Source organism: Citrobacter sp. CK206 (genome assembly GCF_030333125.1).
In the GTDB taxonomy this organism is placed as follows: Bacteria; Pseudomonadota; Gammaproteobacteria; order Enterobacterales; family Enterobacteriaceae; genus Citrobacter_B; species Citrobacter_B koseri.
Genome location: NZ_JAOWGM010000023.1, coordinates 12,232 through 29,460 on the forward strand (window position 1 = coordinate 12,232; position 17,229 = coordinate 29,460).

Consider the following 17,229-nt stretch of genomic DNA (forward strand, 5'->3'; position numbering starts at 1 on the left):
TCATTACGCAAAATTTTCGAAGTATGCCTCCAACGCCTCCAGCTGTTCGCTGGCATCCTCAATGGCGTTGAATGTGCGCCGAAACTGGTCATTTGGAGCGTGCTCCTGGAGATACCAGGAGACGTGTTTACGTGCAATTCGGTACCCTTTTGCCTGGCCATAAAAGTCATGCAGTTCCCGAACATGCGCGCAAAGCAAGCGCTTAACCTCTGCCAAAGGCAGGGGGGGTAGCAACTCCCCAGTGTCCAGATAATGCTGGATTTCCCGAAAGATCCAGGGTCTTCCCTGAGCTGCGCGGCCTATCATCAGGGCATCCGCCCCCGTATAGTTGAGCACAGCTCTGGCTTTATGCGGGTCAGTAATGTCGCCATTCGCGATAATCGGAATGGAAACTTTCTGCTTAACTGCCCGAATACTGTCGTATTCAGCATCTCCATTGAACAAACAGGCGCGGGTGCGTCCATGAATGGTCAGAGCCTGAATGCCACAGTCTTCAGCCAGTTGGGCAATCTCTACGCAGTTACGGTGTTCCGGGGCCCAGCCGGTGCGAATCTTCAGGGTGACAGGAACGTCCACTGCACTCACGACCTCGGTTAGTATCGACTTCACTAAATCCGGGTACTGCAAGAGGGCTGAACCTGCGAGCTTGCGATTCACTTTTTTAGCCGGACACCCCATATTGATATCAATAATTTGGGCGCCGCTTTCCACGTTAATACGTGCGGCATCGGCCATCTCAACAGGGTCGCTACCGGCGATTTGCACCGTGCGAACGCCTGGCTCATCAACGTGCACCATCCGTAAACGAGATTTGTCGCTTTCCCAAACCTGCGGGTTAGAAGACATCATCTCGGATACCGTCAATCCTGCTCCCATCTCATAGCACAGCGTCCGAAAAGGTCTGTCAGTAATGCCAGCCATGGGCGCTGCGATCAGGCGATTTCTAAGCTGGTATTGTCCGATGCGCATGAGTTAAGAAATGACCATACTGTGACTGCAAGGCGGCGTATATTACGCATTTTTTGCACGAGATGAAAGGCCAAACTTTGACCAATCCTCTGAGGTGGATCAAAGAATCGCAGTTAAGATGAATGATGAGAATTAATTAACTTTATAAATCATTGCGTTATAAAATGAAGCCGAATTTTTATACGCTTACAATTTTGCGTAACTTCTCATTTTTTCTTCTATGGCTGACGGCTGGACAACATAATCTGCTGATTTAACCAGCAGATTATCGTTTCATAGTGTGATCGCCGCCTCATTTCAGGACAGGATCGCGAAGCGTCGGTATCGACCATTCGTTAATGACGCGGCCATTCAAAGGCTGGACAGGGCGATTGTTGGCAGGGTGTATCGTATGGCGAAATTTTTCCAGTTGACCGGCAGAAAGCGTCATAGGCTGTTTCAGGACAATCCAGGTTACGCCTTCGCTACAGGGAGGCGTCGTTAACGAGCCGCTAAAGCGCCAGTAGGTTCTGTCTTCCGGCAACAGCAGATTGATATCGACGGGGGAAAGCAGCGGTATGCTGTCGCCCGGGGTTGCCGGGATGGATTGCCATAAGCGTTCAATTGCCTCATTTGGCTCACCGATATCAAACATGACGGCAACAACGGCAATCTCACCTTCCTGGTTTTTGTGCGTCAGGTGCAGCTCCATCGCATAGTGTTTACCATTGATGGTATTTTCACTTGGGGCATGAAAATGAAATTCTGCTAAAGCATAAGGCTGATCGTCAATCTGAGCGGAAGCAGAAGAATAGGGGTTCATTGTTACCTGAAGAGTGTGGTTAACGTTCAGGAGCATGTCGGCGCGATCGATGTACTGTACGTTAAGCGGCGGGAGCTGGATTTCATTCGTGGTGAGAATATCAACAGGGGACTGGCTCATCCCGGTCTGGCACAGTTTGTATGCTTTATTGATTTCACCCCAGTGCGCGGGAGAGGTGTCGCCTTCATAGCTCCAGTCAGTTGCCGAAACAGAAACGGGCATCATACAGATTGCCAGAAAGGCAGTGGTCAAAGAAATTAACTTCATGCATTTACCCGATGAATTGAAAACAACATAACATTATATAAATCAATCAATTATAAAGAATATTGTATCGGTGACGAGCAGGAGAGGAAAGCGAATCGTGTGAAGAAGGCGTGGCCAGATGACCACGCCGGAAAGGACTGATTATTTTTTACGACCGGTAATGCGGCACCACTCTTCTTTCTCTACCACCGGGTCGAGCGTAAAGAGTTCGGTATAGGCTTCGCATACGCTTTCCGCCTGGCTGGCCAGGATGCCGGAAAGCCCCAGTAAACCGCCCTCAACGGGCAGTACGCTGATTAACGGGGCCAGTTCACGTAATGGGCCAGCCAGGATGTTAGCGACCACCACATCGGCTTTCATGGCTTCTGGCTGGTCTTTGGGGAGATAGAGCTCCAGACGCTCAGATACGCCGTTGCGCTCTGCGTTATCACGGCTGGCCTGGATCGCCTGCGGATCGATATCGATCCCGATAGCTTTCGCAGCGCCCAGTTTTAATGCGGCAATCGCCAGGATGCCGGAACCGCAGCCAAAGTCGATCACCGTCTTACCGTTCAGATCAAGCCCGTCGAGCCATTGCAGGCAGAGGGATGTGGTGGGATGCGTGCCGGTACCGAAGGCCAGACCCGGGTCCAGCATGACGTTGACGGCGTTCTCATCCGGTACATCGCGCCAGCTCGGGCAAATCCACAGACGCTCGCCAAAGCGCATCGGGTGAAAGTTGTCCATCCATTCGCGTTCCCAGTCTTTATCTTCCAGTTGCTCAATCTTATGCGCGAAACCCGCGCCCAGCAGCGGATGATGCTCAAGGATTGCCACCACCTCTTTCATGTCGGTTTCGGCATCGAACAGGCCGATAACGTCGGTATCGCCCCACAGACGCGTTTCACCTGGCAGCGGCTCAAATACCGGCGTGTCGTGCGTGTCCTGGAAGGTCACAGAGACCGCGCCGGTTTCCACCAGCGCATCGCTAAGTTCTTCGGCGTTCGTACCGGTCGTATTCAGTTTCAGTTGGATCCACGGCATGGCAAAACTCTTTATTTATCAGTAGTCAATAAGGTGGCTTGCTGGGCAGATGAACCAAAACGGTTTCCGGCCAGAAAAGCCAATAAACTGAGCAGTAGCGAGGGCACGATGGGGTGAAAGCCCAGGTACTGAACGTTAAAGGTGGCGAGCACGGCATACAACACGCCGCCAATGATCATGGCGCTTAGCGCGCCTGTCGCGTTTGCACGCTCCCAGTACAGGCCCAGCACCAGCGGCCATAAGAACACCGCTTCCAGGCCGCCGAAAGCCAGCAGGTTAAGCCAGATAATCATTTCCGGCGGTTTCCAGGCCGCGAGCAGCAGCAACGCGCCTAACAGCAGCGTGATGATGGCTGACATCCGCTTCAGGCGAGTTTCGTTATGCATTTGCTCCGGGCGAATATTCAGATAGAGATCTTTAATGATCGTAGCGGAACTTTGCAGCAACTGGGCATTGATTGTCGACATAATGGCCGCCATCGGCGCGGCGAGAAAGATGCCGGCGGCAATCGGCGGCAGAACCTTAACCATCAGCGTTGGAATGACCAGGTCCGGTACGGTCAGGTCAGGAATCACCGCCCGTCCCAGCGCGCCCGCCAGGTGCATACCGAACATCAGGATCGCCACCACAATCGTGCCGATGATAATGCCGCGATGCACCGCTTTACTGTCTTTATAGGAGATGCAACGCACGGCAGTATGCGGCAGGCCGATCACGCCAAAGCACACCAGCACCCAGAATGAGGTCATAAAGGTCGGTGACAGAATGTCATCCGCGCCCTGCGGCGTCACCAGTTTCGGGTCGATTGTTTGCAGGGTTTCGACCGCGTGTCCGAGCCCTCCTGCCGCATGAACCACGCCGACCAACAGGACGATGGTGCCAATTAGCATGACCATGCCCTGCATCGTATCGTTGAGCACGCTGGCGCGAAAACCGCCAAATGCGGTATACAACGCGATGCTGACGCCAAAGATTAACAGCCCTGTTTCGTAGGGGATGCCCGCTGCGGTCTCAAGCAGACGCGCGCCACCAATAAACTGTACGGTCATCGCCCCGACGAAAGCCACCAGCAGGCTGAGGCTTGCCAGCCAGACCAGCAGACGGCTTTGATAGCGGGCAAACAGCATATCGTTAAGAGTGACGGCGTTGTAGCGCCGCGCCAGAATAGCGAACTTCTTACCCAGAATACCCAGCGAGAGCCAGACGGCGGGTAACTGGATCATCGCCAGCAATACCCAGCCCAGGCCGTATTTATAGGCCGCGCCCGGGCCGCCGATAAATGAGCTGGCGCTGATGTAGGTGGCGGTCAGCGTCATCGCCAATACAATTCCGCCCATCGAACGGCTACCGAGGAAATACTCATTCAGGAAGGTGCCCGTCGTCCTTTTTCGCATGGCATAGACCGACAGACCAAACACCACCAGCAGATAGGCGATAAGCGGCAGAATGACTTCAAGCTGCATCATCGTCCTCCAGAGGAATGTCGCGATAGATAAATTTCACCATAGCCCAGCACAGTAAAATGAAAACAAGCGGCGTCAGCAGGCAGGCCATTTCAAACCAGTGTGGAAGGCCCGTTATGCCGGGTGCCGCGCCTGGTAAGTAAGCAGTCACTAACCACGCAGCCAGATACAGAAGGGTCAGCCACAGCGCCCAACGCGCCTCTTTGTTGGCCTGAACAAAACGCGTGTCCATTTTTTGTCCCTTGTGGATGAAGAAAGCGGGGATTGTACCTTATGGGATGTACCGGAGGGAAAAAAACAAAAGGCCGGAAAACCGGCCTTTTTCAATTAACGCACGCTTATTTTTCCTGAAGACCGAGTTTCTTCTCCAGATAGTGGATGTTGGTGCCACCGTGCTGGAAGTGCTCGTCGTTCATGATGCGGGTTTGCAGGTCAATGTTGGTTTTGATGCCATCAATGATCAGTTCCTGCAATGCGTTTTTCATACGGGCAATCGCTACGTCACGGTTTTCACCGTAGCAGATCAGCTTGCCGATCATGGAGTCATAGTACGGCGGTACGGTGTAACCCGCGTAGATATGGGACTCCCAGCGTACGCCAAAGCCGCCCGGCGCGTGGAAGCGCGTGATTTTACCCGGGCTTGGCAGGAAGGTGTTCGGGTCTTCGGCGTTGATACGGCATTCTACCGCATGGCCTTTCACCACAACTTCTTCCTGCTTGATGGACAGCGGCTGGCCCGCAGCGATACGCAGCTGTTCTTTGATCAGGTCAACGCCGGTGATCATTTCAGTAACCGGGTGTTCTACCTGAATACGGGTGTTCATTTCGATGAAATAGAACTCGCCGTTTTCGAACAGGAACTCAAACGTACCTGCTCCGCGATAGCCGATATCGACACACGCTTTGGAGCAACGCTCGCCGATGTAACGACGCAGTTCCGGGGTAATGCCCGGCGCTGGCGCTTCTTCGACCACTTTCTGGTGACGACGCTGCATGGAGCAATCACGTTCAGCCAGATAGATAGCGTTACCCTGGCCGTCAGCCAACACCTGAATTTCGATGTGGCGTGGGTTTTCCAGGTATTTTTCCATGTACACCATGTCATTGCTGAAGGCTGCTTTCGCTTCCGCTTTGGTCATGGAAATGGATTGCGCCAGTTCGGCATCGCCGCGCACAACGCGCATACCGCGACCGCCGCCGCCGCCGGACGCTTTGATAATAACCGGGTAGCCGATGCGTTTTGCAATGGCGCGGTTTTTATCCATATCGTCGCCCAACGGGCCGTCAGAACCCGGTACGCATGGAACGCCAGCCTGCTTCATTGCGCTGATTGCGGACACTTTATCGCCCATCAGGCGGATGGTGTCGGCCTTCGGGCCAATGAAGATAAAGCCGGAGCGTTCAACCTGCTCAGCGAAGTTGGCGTTCTCAGACAAGAAGCCGTAACCCGGATGGATTGCCACCGCGCCGGTGATTTCAGCGGCGCTGATGATAGCCGGGATGTTCAGATAGCTTTTTACGGACGGAGCCGGGCCAATACAGACCGTCTCATCCGCCAGCAATACGTGTTTTAAATCGCGATCCGCGCTTGAGTGCACAGCCACGGTCTTGATACCCAGTTCTTTACAGGCACGAAGAATACGCAGTGCAATCTCGCCACGGTTGGCGATGACAATTTTATCCAGCATGTTCGCCTCGTTATTCGATGACGACCAGCGGCTCGTCAAATTCTACCGGCTGACCACTTTCGACCAGAATTGCTTTCACCACGCCGGATTTATCGGCTTCGATCTGGTTCATCATTTTCATGGCTTCAACGATGCACAGGGTATCGCCCGCGTTAACTTTCTGACCGACTTCGACGAATGCTTTCGCATCCGGGCTCGGGGTGCGGTAGAAAGTACCAACCATTGGGGAACGTACGATGTGACCACTGATTTCCGCTGATGCAGCAGGCGCTTCCATTGCTGGAACAGCCGCCGGAGCGACAGCGTTAGACAGAGCTGGCTGCTGCATTGGCGCAGCATAAGCTTGTTGCATCACTGGAAAACCTGCGTTTGGCGCGGTGCGGCTGATGCGCACAGACTCTTCGCCTTCAGAAATTTCCAGTTCGGAGATGCCTGATTCTTCAACCAGCTCGATCAGTTTTTTAATCTTACGAATATCCATGAGTGGGTTCCGTACTCTTTGTTTAGTGTGATTGTGACAGGCGTTTTACCGCCGTCTGTAAAGCGTATGAGTAACCGTCAGCGCCGAATCCGCAAATAACGCCAGCCGCAATATCGGAAAGATACGAATGCTGGCGAAACGGTTCCCGCGCATGTACGTTGCTCAGGTGAATCTCGATAAACGGGATGCTCACCGCGAGCAGCGCATCGCGAATCGCAACACTGGTGTGCGTAAACGCGGCCGGATTAATCAGGATATAGTCCACAGTGTCTTTAGCCTGATGAATACGGTCGATGAGTGCGTACTCCGCGTTAGACTGCAAATGATCCAGCGTCACATTCAGCGCGTCGGCCTCTGCATTCAAACGGTTAACAATTTCCGTTAATGTCAGGGTGCCGTACTTATCGGGTTCACGGGTGCCGAGCATATTAAGGTTCGGACCGTTTAAAAGCAAAATGTGTAATTTGTCGGCCATCGTGCAGCTATCTCCTGCGATTCTCCGGTAAAAAACAAAATATACCTTTGATGCGCGATTGTCACCCTTTCAGCGGCTTAAAAACCCTGTCCGGGAAACCAAGGTCGCACATTATAACGATTTCGTAGCAATTGGCAGCTAAATACTGGTCTTATCAGGGAAGATTATCAACTGCTAACACGCAAAGACCCAAGGCGAGTCCTGGTTTTGCAACAAACCGCACATAACGGAGGCGTTACAGCATTTTGCCCGCAAACGACCGCCACCACTGGCGAAATGTCTTGTAGCGCCAGGCTAAAAGCGCCAGCGCCAGCAGGACATAAATGACTGGCTGCGGCGATAAAATTTTTACCGACCACAGATAATGAATGGGAGCCAGAATCGCGACAAGATAAACGAAGTTATGCAAACGTTGCCAGCGTTTCCCCAGTGTTCGTTGCGCCGCCTGCGTGGAGGTCAACGTAAGGGCGAATAAAATGAACCAACTGATAATGCCCAACGTTAAATAAGGACGAGTGATTAACTCCTGGCCCAGCAGCGCCAGATTATTTATGCCCAGTTCAAGTAGCGCATAGCTGGTTAAATGCAGCGTGGCCCAGGCGAAGCACCATAACCCTAACAAGCGGCGGGTGCGGATCAATAATGGCTGTTTAGCGTAGCGTGCCAGCGGTGAAACCAGCAAGGTAGCGAGCAAAAATTTCAGCGCTGTCCTACCGGTAAAGTGTTGAATATCTTTGACCGGATCGGCGCTGAGCCCTCCCTGATTCACCGCCCAGACGAGCCAGAGAAACGGTAATAATCCGGCAAGATGCAGCAGTACTTTTAGCCAGACGATCTGTTTTTGTGTCAGACGCACTTAGAAATTCTCCCGCAGATCCAGACCGCGATATAAAGACGCCACTTCACTGGCATAGCCGTTAAACAGCAGCGTCGGCTGTCTTTGTACATCCAGAATGCCGCCCGCGCCAATAAAACGCTCGGTCGCCTGTGACCAGCGCGGATGATCAACGTGCGGATTCACGTTGGCGTAAAATCCGTATTCGTTTGGCGCGGCCAGATTCCAGGTGGTCGGCGGGCGTTCGCGGGTCAGTTTAATACTGACGATCGACTTAATCCCCTTGAACCCGTATTTCCACGGCACCGTCAGACGGATGGGGGCGCCGTTTTGCGGCGGCAGCGCTTTACCATAGACGCCGACAGTCAGCAGCGTGAGTGGGTGCATTGCCTCGTCCAGACGCAATCCTTCGACGTAAGGGTATTTTAGCCCGCCGCCGATAAAGCGGTCTTTTTGTCCCGGCATATCATCGGGCGCGTAGATCGTTTCGAACGCCACATAGTTGGCATTGCTGGTGGGTTCGACCAGTGCGAGCAGTTTATGTAAGGGGAAGCCAATCCAGGGAACCACCATCGACCATGCTTCAACGCAGCGCATACGATAGATTCGCTCTTCCAGCGGGAAACGCGTCGTGAGCGCATCGTGATCGAGCGTTAGGGGTTTCGCCACTTCGCCGCTAATTTTCAACGTCCAGGGATCGGTTTTCAGGCTACCCGCGTTGGCGGCCGGGTCTGCTTTATCGAGGCCGAATTCATAGAAATTATTATAACCGGTGACTTTGTTTTCCGGCGTTAACGGGAGGTCGTTTTGCCAGGCGGCGGGTTTGCTGAAATCAAGCGGCTTACCGGCAGGCGCAGGGGGACGATCGTTGCCTTTAAACCAGCTCAGCAGGTCGGCCTGGGCGGTGGCGGGCAGAGAAAGGGCGGCCGCGCTGATGCCTAAAGCTTTCAGTACCTGGCGGCGCTGCAACATAAAAACGGACTCCGCGGTTACGTCGGCTTCCGTCAGTTTTTTCATTTTCATAGCATCCTCCGTCATGCGTTTTTTTAAGCATGACGGAGGCGAAACGTTAACGCGAATATGTCACGAAAATTTGAAGATTAGGCAATCTTCACCAGCGTACGGCCCTGCGCCTGGTTATTGATGATGGCATCGGCGAATTTCGGCGCGTCTGCCAGCGTGATTTCTGTTGCAGCCTGCGCATAGAAAGAGGCTGGCAGGTCGTTGACCAGGCGTTTCCAGGCTTCTGCGCGGCGGGCAGGCGGAGTCATCACGGAATCCACGCCCTGCAAGCGGACATTACGCAGAATAAACGGCATGACCGTGGTGGGGAGCGCGAAGCCGCCCGCCAGACCACAGGCCGCAACGCAGCCGCCGTAGTTCATCTGCGCCAGCACTTTCGCCAGCACTTTATCGCCAACGGTGTCGATGGCACCGGCCCAGAGTTGTTTCTCCAGCGGGCGGGATTCGGCAAACTCATCGCGCCCCAGAATGCGGTTGGCGCCCAGGTTACGCAGGTAGTCGTGGGTGCTTTCGCGTCCTGACACGGCCACAACCTGGTAGCCCAGCTTATGCAGCAACGCAACGGCAGTGCTGCCCACGCCGCCGCTGGCGCCAGTCACGACAATCTCGCCATCTTCAGGACGAATGCCCGCGTCTTCCAGCGCCATCACGCACAGCATGGCGGTAAAACCGGCGGTGCCGATAATCATCGCATTTCGGCTATCAAGACCTTTCGGGAGAGCAACCAGCCAGTCGCCTTTTACGCGGGCGCGCTCAGCCAGACCGCCCCAGTGGTTTTCGCCCACGCCCCAGCCGGTCAGTAAAACCTCCTGACCGGCATGGAAGCGGGGATCTTCACTGGCGCGTACGGTTCCAGCGAAATCGATGCCAGGAATCATCGGAAAGTTACGGATGATTTTCCCTTTCCCGGTGATGGCCAGAGCATCTTTATAGTTCAGGCTGGACCAGTGGATATCTACCGTTACATCCCCTTCCGGTAGCCGACTTTCTTCAAGGGTCTGAACGGAAGCAAGGGTTTTACCGTCCTGCTGTTCTAAGATCAAAGCCTGCATAACCTGTCCTCAATTTGCATAGTGGATTGGAAAAATATTTATGAAGACTATACTCGCTAATCAAAACGTGATGCCGATTCAACGCAATAAATTGCCAGATAGACCTGATTTGGTAGTATGCCCGCTTAGCTGTGCAATTTAACGGACTTCGCGTTCAGAGTTGCTCTTTCATGTCGTTTATAACTGTCGGAGTTAACACACGGATGCGATTAACGACGAAATTCTCAGCCTTTGTCACGCTGCTTACCGGGTTAACGATTTTCGTTACGCTCATCGGCTGCTCGCTGAGTTTTTACAATGCCATCGAGAATAAATTCACCAGCCGCATTCAGGCGGTCGCCACCGCTATTGACACGCATCTTGTCTCCTCTGATTTTGTCACGCTAACGCCGCAGATTAATGAACTGATGGTATCGGTCGATATCGTGCGCGTCGATTTGTTGCAGGATGGCCGCCAGGTGTATAGCCATTCGCGCAACAGCAGCTATCGGCCAGCGGGAAGCAACAACCTGTATCGTGAGCTGACGATTCCGCTGGTAAAGCATCCCGGCACCTCGCTGCATGTGGTGTTTCAGGACCCGATGGGCAACTATTTTCACTCGCTCGTGACCACCGCGCCGCTCACGCTGGCGATCGGCTTTATCGTTCTCATCTTGTTCTTATCGGTACGCTGGCTACAGCGCCAGCTGTCCGGGCAGGAGCTGTTGGAAATTCGTGCAACGCGTATTCTGAACGGCGAGCGCGGGCCGAATGCGCGAGGGTCGGTCTATGAATGGCCCGCGCGTACCAGCAGCGCGTTGGATATGCTGCTGTCTGAAATTCAGTTTGCCAGCGAACAGCGCAGCCGTCTGGATACGCTTATCCGTTCTTATGCGGCGCAGGATGTCAAAACCGGGCTGGGCAATCGCCTGTTTTTTGATAACCAACTGGCGACGCTGCTGGAAGATCAGGAAAAAGTGGGATCGCATGGCGTGGTGATGATGATCCGCCTGCCAGACTTTAACCTGCTTCACGACAGCTGGGGACGCGATCTCGCGGAAGAACAGCTGTTTGCGCTGATTAATCTGCTGTCGACATTTATTATGCGCTACCCGGGTTCGCTGCTGGCGCGCTACCACCGCAGCGACTTTGCCGTCCTGTTGCCGCACCGCACATTGAAAGAAGCGGAGAGCATCGCCGGGCAGTTATTAAAAGCGGTAGATGCATTACCGGTTAATAAAAAGCTCGATCGTGACGATATGGTACATATCGGCATTTGCGCATGGCGTAGCGGTCAGTCAACGGAGCAGGTGATGGAACATGCCGAAGCCGCGACCCGAAATGCCGTGTTGCAGGGAGGGAACAGCTGGGCGGTGTATGACGATTCGCTGCCGGAAAAAGGCCGAGGCAACGTACGCTGGCGCACCCTTATTGAGCAGATGCTCAGCCGGGGCGGGCCGCGGATTTATCAGAAACCGGCGGTAATGCGTGAAGGACGCGTACACCACCGGGAGCTGATGTGCCGTATCTTTGACGGCGCCGAAGAGGTGATTTCGGCGGAATACATGCCGATGGTATTGCAGTTCGGTTTATCGGAAGAGTATGACCGCTTGCAAATTAGCCGTTTGATCCCGCTGCTGAAATACTGGCCGGAGGAAAATCTGGCGATGCAGGTAACGGTAGAATCGTTGATCCGCCCACGGTTTCAGCGCTGGCTGCGTGATACGTTGATGCAGTGCGAAAAATCGCAGCGAAAACGTATTATTTTTGAACTTGCCGAGGCAGATGTTTGTCAACACATCAGTCGGTTACAGCCTGTTATTCGTTTAATGAATGCGCTTGGCGTTCGGATCGCGGTGACACAGGCGGGTTTGACGCTGGTGAGTACCAGCTGGATTAAAGAACTTAATGTGGAATTACTGAAACTTCATCCGAGTCTGGTAAGAAACATTGAGAAACGAACGGAAAACCAGTTGCTGGTACAGAGCCTGGTGGAAGCTTGCACGGGAACGCATACGCAGGTTTACGCGACAGGCGTCCGTTCGCGTAGCGAGTGGCATACGCTGACGGGGCGCGGAGTGGCGGGCGGACAGGGGGATTTTTTTGCCTCCTCCCAACCACTTGACACCAACGTGAAAAAATATTCGCAAAGATACTCGGTTTAACCTGCCGTTTAATTTGTTTTCACGTAGAATAACGCGCGCTGTGCCTCATGGGGGTGTGCTTGTCTGCTCGCCAGATTGTTGCAGCAAATATGCAGGTAAACGACCTTTTACAGGTTGCAAATGAAGGCCAGGATTGCTGCTGATGTATTCAGTTCTGATGGACCCAGACAGAGATTTGTAACAAAGGAAACGTACTGCGCTAATTTTCACCGTAGCAGATGATTTTTGCGCCTTGTCGCTGCTGCGTGTGGTTGGTAAAGTAAGCGGATTTTGTTTTCCGCCCCAGCTTTCAGGATTATCCCTTAGTATGTTGAAAAAATTTCGTGGCATGTTTTCCAATGACCTGTCCATTGACCTGGGTACTGCGAATACCCTCATTTACGTAAAAGGACAAGGCATCGTATTGAATGAGCCTTCCGTTGTGGCCATTCGTCAGGATCGTGCCGGTTCACCGAAAAGCGTGGCCGCAGTAGGTCATGATGCGAAGCAGATGCTGGGTCGTACGCCGGGCAATATCGCTGCTATTCGCCCGATGAAAGACGGCGTTATCGCTGACTTCTTCGTGACTGAAAAAATGCTCCAGCACTTCATCAAACAAGTGCACAGCAACAGCTTTATGCGTCCAAGCCCTCGTGTGCTGGTGTGTGTACCGGTAGGAGCGACCCAGGTAGAGCGTCGTGCGATTCGTGAATCCGCACAGGGCGCTGGCGCTCGTGAAGTGTTCCTGATCGAAGAACCGATGGCTGCGGCAATCGGCGCCGGTCTGCCGGTGTCTGAAGCAACCGGTTCAATGGTTGTCGATATCGGTGGCGGTACGACGGAAGTGGCCGTTATCTCTCTGAACGGCGTGGTTTACTCTTCTTCTGTGCGTATTGGCGGCGACCGCTTCGACGAAGCGATCATCAATTACGTGCGCCGTAACTACGGTTCTCTGATCGGCGAAGCGACCGCAGAACGTATCAAACACGAAATCGGTTCTGCGTATCCGGGCGACGAAGTGCGTGAAATCGAAGTTCGCGGGCGTAACCTGGCGGAAGGCGTTCCACGCGGCTTTACCCTGAACTCCAACGAGATTCTGGAAGCGTTGCAGGAGCCGCTGACCGGTATTGTGAGCGCGGTGATGGTTGCGCTGGAACAGTGCCCGCCGGAACTGGCGTCTGATATCTCCGAGCGCGGTATGGTGCTCACGGGCGGCGGCGCGCTGCTGCGTAACCTTGATCGTCTGTTAATGGAAGAAACCGGCATTCCTGTCGTTGTTGCTGAAGATCCGCTGACCTGCGTGGCGCGCGGCGGCGGCAAGGCGCTGGAAATGATCGATATGCACGGCGGCGACCTGTTCAGCGAAGAGTAATCGGATACCGGCAGGGTGATGGTTTGATTACCCTGCCGACTCTGATACGAGAATACGCAAACTTATGAAGCCAATTTTTAGCCGTGGCCCGTCGCTACAGATTCGCCTTATTCTGGCGGTGCTGGTGGCGCTCGGCGTGATTATAGCCGACAGCCGCCTGGGGACGTTCAGCCAAATCCGCACGTACATGGATACCGCCGTCAGCCCTTTCTACTTTATTTCCAATGGTCCCCGTGAATTACTCGACGGCGTGTCGCAAACGCTGGCTTCGCGTGACCAACTCGAACTTGAAAACCGGGCGCTGCGCCAGGAACTGTTGCTGAAAAACAGCGAATTGCTGATGCTGGGGCAATACAAACAGGAGAACGCGCGTTTGCGCGAGCTGCTGGGTTCGCCGCTGCGTCAGGACGAACAAAAAATGGTGACTCAGGTCATCTCCACGGTTAACGATCCTTACAGCGATCAGGTGGTGATCGACAAAGGAAGCGTGAACGGGGTCTATGAGGGGCAACCGGTCATCAGCGACAAAGGCGTAGTGGGCCAGGTCGTTGCGGTGGCGAAACTGACCAGCCGCGTTCTGCTTATTTGCGATGCGACACATGCGTTGCCGATTCAGGTGCTGCGTAACGATATCCGCGTCATTGCCGCCGGTAACGGCTGCACGGACGATTTACAGCTTGAGCATTTGCCGGCAAACACCGACATTCGCGTTGGCGATGTGCTGGTAACGTCGGGTCTGGGCGGCCGTTTCCCGGAAGGGTATCCGGTGGGCGTGGTTTCGTCCGTCAAGCTGGACACCCAACGTGCTTACACCGTGATTCAGGCGCGTCCGACTGCGGGTTTACAGCGTTTGCGTTATCTGCTGCTGCTGTGGGGAGCCGATCGCAACGGCGCTAATCCGATGACGCCGGAAGATGTGCATCGCGTCGCTAACGAACGACTGATGCAGATGATGCCGCAGGTTCTGCCTTCGCCAGATGCGATGGGGCCGCCAGCGCCAATGCCGGACCCTGCCACGGGGATTAGCCCGGCGCCTGCCGCGCCTCAACAACCGGCGGCTACGCGCGCAACGGGGGGGCAATAGTGGCAAGTTATCGTAGCCAGGGTCGCTGGGTTATCTGGCTCTCGTTTCTTATTGCGCTATTGCTGCAAATCATGCCCTGGCCGGATGACATCATCGTTTTCCGGCCAAACTGGGTGCTCCTTATCTTGCTGTACTGGATCCTCGCACTGCCGCACCGCGTAAATGTGGGTACAGGTTTTGTGATGGGTGCCATACTGGATCTGATCAGCGGCTCCACGCTTGGCGTGCGGGCCTTGTCGATGAGTATCATTGCTTATCTGGTTGCACTGAAATTCCAGCTATTCCGTAACCTGGCGCTCTGGCAACAGGCGCTGGTGGTGATATTGCTCTCACTGGTCGTGGACATTATTGTTTTCTGGGCCGAGTTTTTAGTGATCAACGTCTCTTTCAGACCGGAAGTATTCTGGAGTAGTGTAGTAAACGGTGTGCTCTGGCCCTGGCTTTTCCTGCTGATGCGCAAAGTGCGCCAGCAGTTTGCTGTGCAGTAAAGGTTTCTATGACTGACGTTTATCTTGCTTCCGGTTCACCTCGCCGCCAGGAGCTGCTTGCGCAGCTGGGCGTCTCTTTTGTACGTATCGTTACGGGAATTGAAGAAACGCGTGGCGAAGGCGAAAGCGCGCAACAGTATGTCTCCCGTCTGGCGCGGGAAAAGGCGCAGGCAGGCGTGGCGCAAACGGCGCGCGACTTGCCGGTGCTGGGCGCCGATACTATCGTGATTCTTAACGGTGAAGTGCTGGAAAAACCGCGCGATGCAGAACACGCGGCGCATATGCTGCGCAAACTGTCGGGGCAGACGCATCAGGTGATGACGGCCGTCGCGCTGGCGGACAGCCAGTACGTGCTGGATTGTCTGGTGGTGACGGAGGTGACGTTCAGAACACTGAGTGATGAGGACATCGCGGGCTATGTTGCCAGCGGTGAGCCTATGGATAAAGCTGGAGCATACGGTATTCAGGGGCAGGGTGGCTGTTTTGTCAGGAAGATAAACGGCAGCTATCACGCCGTGGTCGGCTTACCGCTGGTTGAAACGTATGAGTTGCTGAGCAATTTTAACGCACTGCGTGAGAAAAGAGATAAACATGACGGCTGAATTGTTGGTAAACGTAACGCCATCGGAAACACGCGTGGCGTACATTGATGGCGGTATTCTTCAGGAAATTCATATTGAGCGTGAAGCGCGACGAGGCATCGTAGGCAATATCTACAAAGGCCGTGTAAGCCGTGTACTTCCGGGTATGCAGGCGGCTTTTGTAGATATTGGACTGGAGAAAGCCGCGTTTCTTCATGCTTCAGACATTATGCCGCATACCGAATGCGTGGCGGGTGAAGAGCAAAAGAACTTCACCGTACGCGACATCTCTGAGCTGGTGCGTCAGGGGCAGGATCTGATGGTGCAGGTGGTAAAGGATCCGCTTGGCACCAAAGGCGCGCGCCTGACGACGGACATCACGCTGCCTTCCCGCTACCTCGTCTTTATGCCCGGCGCGTCGCACGTTGGCGTTTCTCAGCGTATTGAAAGCGAAACCGAACGTGAACGCCTGAAGAAGGTGGTGGCGGAGTATTGCGACGAGCAGGGCGGATTTATCATCCGTACGGCGGCGGAAGGGGTGTGCGAAGAGGATCTGGCGTCGGATGCCGCTTACCTCAAACGCGTCTGGACGAAAGTCATGGAGCGTAAAAAGCGGCCGCAAACGCGCTATCAGATGTACGGCGAACTGGCGCTGGCGCAGCGCGTACTGCGTGATTTTGCCGATGCCGAGCTGGACAGAATCCGCGTGGATTCGCGTCTGACGTACGAGGCATTGCTGGAATTTACTGCGGAATATATCCCTGAGATGACCAGCAAGCTCGAACACTACAGCGGTCATCAGCCGATTTTCGATCTCTTTGATGTTGAAAATGAGATTCAGCGCGCGCTGGAACGCAAGGTGGAACTGAAATCCGGCGGTTATCTGATTATCGATCAAACCGAAGCCATGACCACCGTTGATATCAATACCGGGGCGTTTGTCGGGCACCGTAATCTCGATGACACGATCTTCAATACCAATATTGAGGCGACGCAGGCGATTGCGCGGCAGCTGCGTCTGCGCAATCTGGGCGGTATCATCATCATCGATTTTATCGACATGAATAATGAAGATCATCGCCGTCGGGTACTGCATTCTCTGGAGCAGGCGCTGAGCAAAGATCGCGTGAAAACCAGCATCAACGGCTTTTCGCAACTGGGTCTGGTAGAGATGACCCGCAAGCGTACCCGCGAAAGCGTGGAACATGTGCTATGCAATGAATGTCCAACGTGTCATGGACGCGGTACGGTGAAAACGGTGGAAACCGTCTGCTATGAAATTATGCGTGAAATCGTGCGTGTGCATCATGCCTACGACTCCGATCGTTTCCTCGTTTATGCCTCTCCGGCGGTGGCGGAAACGTTAAAAGGCGAAGAGTCGCACGCGCTGGCAGAGGTGGAAATTTTTGTCGGCAAGCAAGTTAAAGTCCAGATTGAACCGCTCTATAACCAGGAGCAATTTGACGTCGTAATGATGTAAAAGACCGCCGTTTCCAGGCCGGA

17 protein-coding genes are annotated in these 17,229 nt (G+C 54.1%); 6 read left to right on the forward strand and 11 right to left on the reverse strand.

Annotated features, from left to right (window positions below; translation table 11 throughout):
• Positions 1-3: 3 nt before the first annotated feature.
• The 11 genes from dusB to acuI all read right to left on the reverse strand — a co-directional run bounded on the left by dusB (position 4) and on the right by acuI (position 10,078).
• A complete protein-coding gene (gene dusB / locus OGX81_RS06720) occupies positions 4-969 on the reverse strand; it encodes a tRNA dihydrouridine synthase DusB (protein WP_047460900.1) in 966 nt (321 codons plus the stop codon).
• 292 nt (positions 970-1,261) lie between these two features.
• Positions 1,262-2,038, reverse strand: coding sequence for a carbonic anhydrase (locus OGX81_RS06725; protein WP_012135396.1), 777 nt, complete (start codon positions 2,036-2,038; stop codon positions 1,262-1,264).
• A gap of 141 nt (positions 2,039-2,179) precedes the next feature.
• Positions 2,180-3,061, reverse strand: coding sequence for a 50S ribosomal protein L11 methyltransferase (gene prmA / locus OGX81_RS06730; protein WP_047460904.1), 882 nt, complete (start codon positions 3,059-3,061; stop codon positions 2,180-2,182).
• 11 nt (positions 3,062-3,072) lie between these two features.
• Positions 3,073-4,524: a sodium/pantothenate symporter gene (gene panF / locus OGX81_RS06735; protein ID WP_047460907.1), complete on the reverse strand. Its 1,452-nt coding sequence runs from the start codon at positions 4,522-4,524 to the stop codon at positions 3,073-3,075.
• Positions 4,514-4,756 carry a YhdT family protein gene (locus tag OGX81_RS06740; protein WP_012135393.1) on the reverse strand — a complete coding sequence of 81 codons (243 nt, stop codon included), beginning with the start codon at positions 4,754-4,756 and terminating at the stop codon, positions 4,514-4,516. Before OGX81_RS06740 ends, panF begins: the two co-directional genes overlap by 11 nt.
• Before the next feature lie 106 nt (positions 4,757-4,862).
• Positions 4,863-6,212, reverse strand: coding sequence for an acetyl-CoA carboxylase biotin carboxylase subunit (gene accC / locus OGX81_RS06745; RefSeq protein ID WP_012135392.1), 1,350 nt, complete (start codon positions 6,210-6,212; stop codon positions 4,863-4,865).
• Positions 6,213-6,222: 10 nt separating this feature from the next.
• Entirely contained in the window at positions 6,223-6,693 is a 471-nt protein-coding gene (gene accB / locus OGX81_RS06750; protein ID WP_012135391.1) for an acetyl-CoA carboxylase biotin carboxyl carrier protein, read from the reverse strand.
• Between the two features lie 22 nt (positions 6,694-6,715).
• Complete coding sequence (aroQ, locus tag OGX81_RS06755) at positions 6,716-7,168, reverse strand: type II 3-dehydroquinate dehydratase (RefSeq protein ID WP_012135390.1); 453 nt, start codon at positions 7,166-7,168, stop codon at positions 6,716-6,718.
• A 235-nt stretch (positions 7,169-7,403) separates the two neighbouring features.
• Positions 7,404-8,024 (reverse strand): protein-methionine-sulfoxide reductase heme-binding subunit MsrQ, encoded by a 621-nt coding sequence (gene msrQ / locus OGX81_RS06760; protein WP_104868122.1) that lies wholly within the window; start codon positions 8,022-8,024, stop codon positions 7,404-7,406.
• Positions 8,025-9,026, reverse strand: a complete 1,002-nt coding sequence (gene msrP, locus OGX81_RS06765; protein ID WP_024130995.1) for a protein-methionine-sulfoxide reductase catalytic subunit MsrP — start codon at positions 9,024-9,026, stop codon at positions 8,025-8,027.
• Positions 9,027-9,103: 77 nt separating this feature from the next.
• Positions 9,104-10,078, reverse strand: a complete 975-nt coding sequence (gene acuI, locus OGX81_RS06770; RefSeq protein WP_104868123.1) for an acrylyl-CoA reductase (NADPH) — start codon at positions 10,076-10,078, stop codon at positions 9,104-9,106.
• A 203-nt stretch (positions 10,079-10,281) separates the two neighbouring features.
• On the opposite strand from acuI, the gene csrD reads away from it, so the two are divergent.
• The 6 genes from csrD to rng all read left to right on the forward strand — a co-directional run bounded on the left by csrD (position 10,282) and on the right by rng (position 17,206).
• A complete protein-coding gene (csrD, locus tag OGX81_RS06775) occupies positions 10,282-12,222 on the forward strand; it encodes an RNase E specificity factor CsrD (RefSeq protein ID WP_047460917.1) in 1,941 nt (646 codons plus the stop codon).
• 307 nt (positions 12,223-12,529) lie between these two features.
• Positions 12,530-13,573, forward strand: coding sequence for a rod shape-determining protein MreB (mreB, locus tag OGX81_RS06780; protein ID WP_000913396.1), 1,044 nt, complete (start codon positions 12,530-12,532; stop codon positions 13,571-13,573).
• A gap of 64 nt (positions 13,574-13,637) precedes the next feature.
• Complete coding sequence (gene mreC, locus OGX81_RS06785; RefSeq protein WP_049009237.1) at positions 13,638-14,657, forward strand: rod shape-determining protein MreC; 1,020 nt, start codon at positions 13,638-13,640, stop codon at positions 14,655-14,657.
• A complete protein-coding gene (mreD, locus tag OGX81_RS06790; RefSeq protein WP_012135383.1) occupies positions 14,657-15,145 on the forward strand; it encodes a rod shape-determining protein MreD in 489 nt (162 codons plus the stop codon). Before mreC ends, mreD begins: the two co-directional genes overlap by 1 nt.
• An 8-nt stretch (positions 15,146-15,153) precedes the next feature.
• Positions 15,154-15,747 (forward strand): Maf family protein, encoded by a 594-nt coding sequence (locus OGX81_RS06795; protein ID WP_012135382.1) that lies wholly within the window; start codon positions 15,154-15,156, stop codon positions 15,745-15,747.
• Positions 15,737-17,206, forward strand: a complete 1,470-nt coding sequence (gene rng, locus OGX81_RS06800) for a ribonuclease G (protein WP_012135381.1) — start codon at positions 15,737-15,739, stop codon at positions 17,204-17,206. Before OGX81_RS06795 ends, rng begins: the two co-directional genes overlap by 11 nt.
• Positions 17,207-17,229 lie beyond the last annotated feature (23 nt).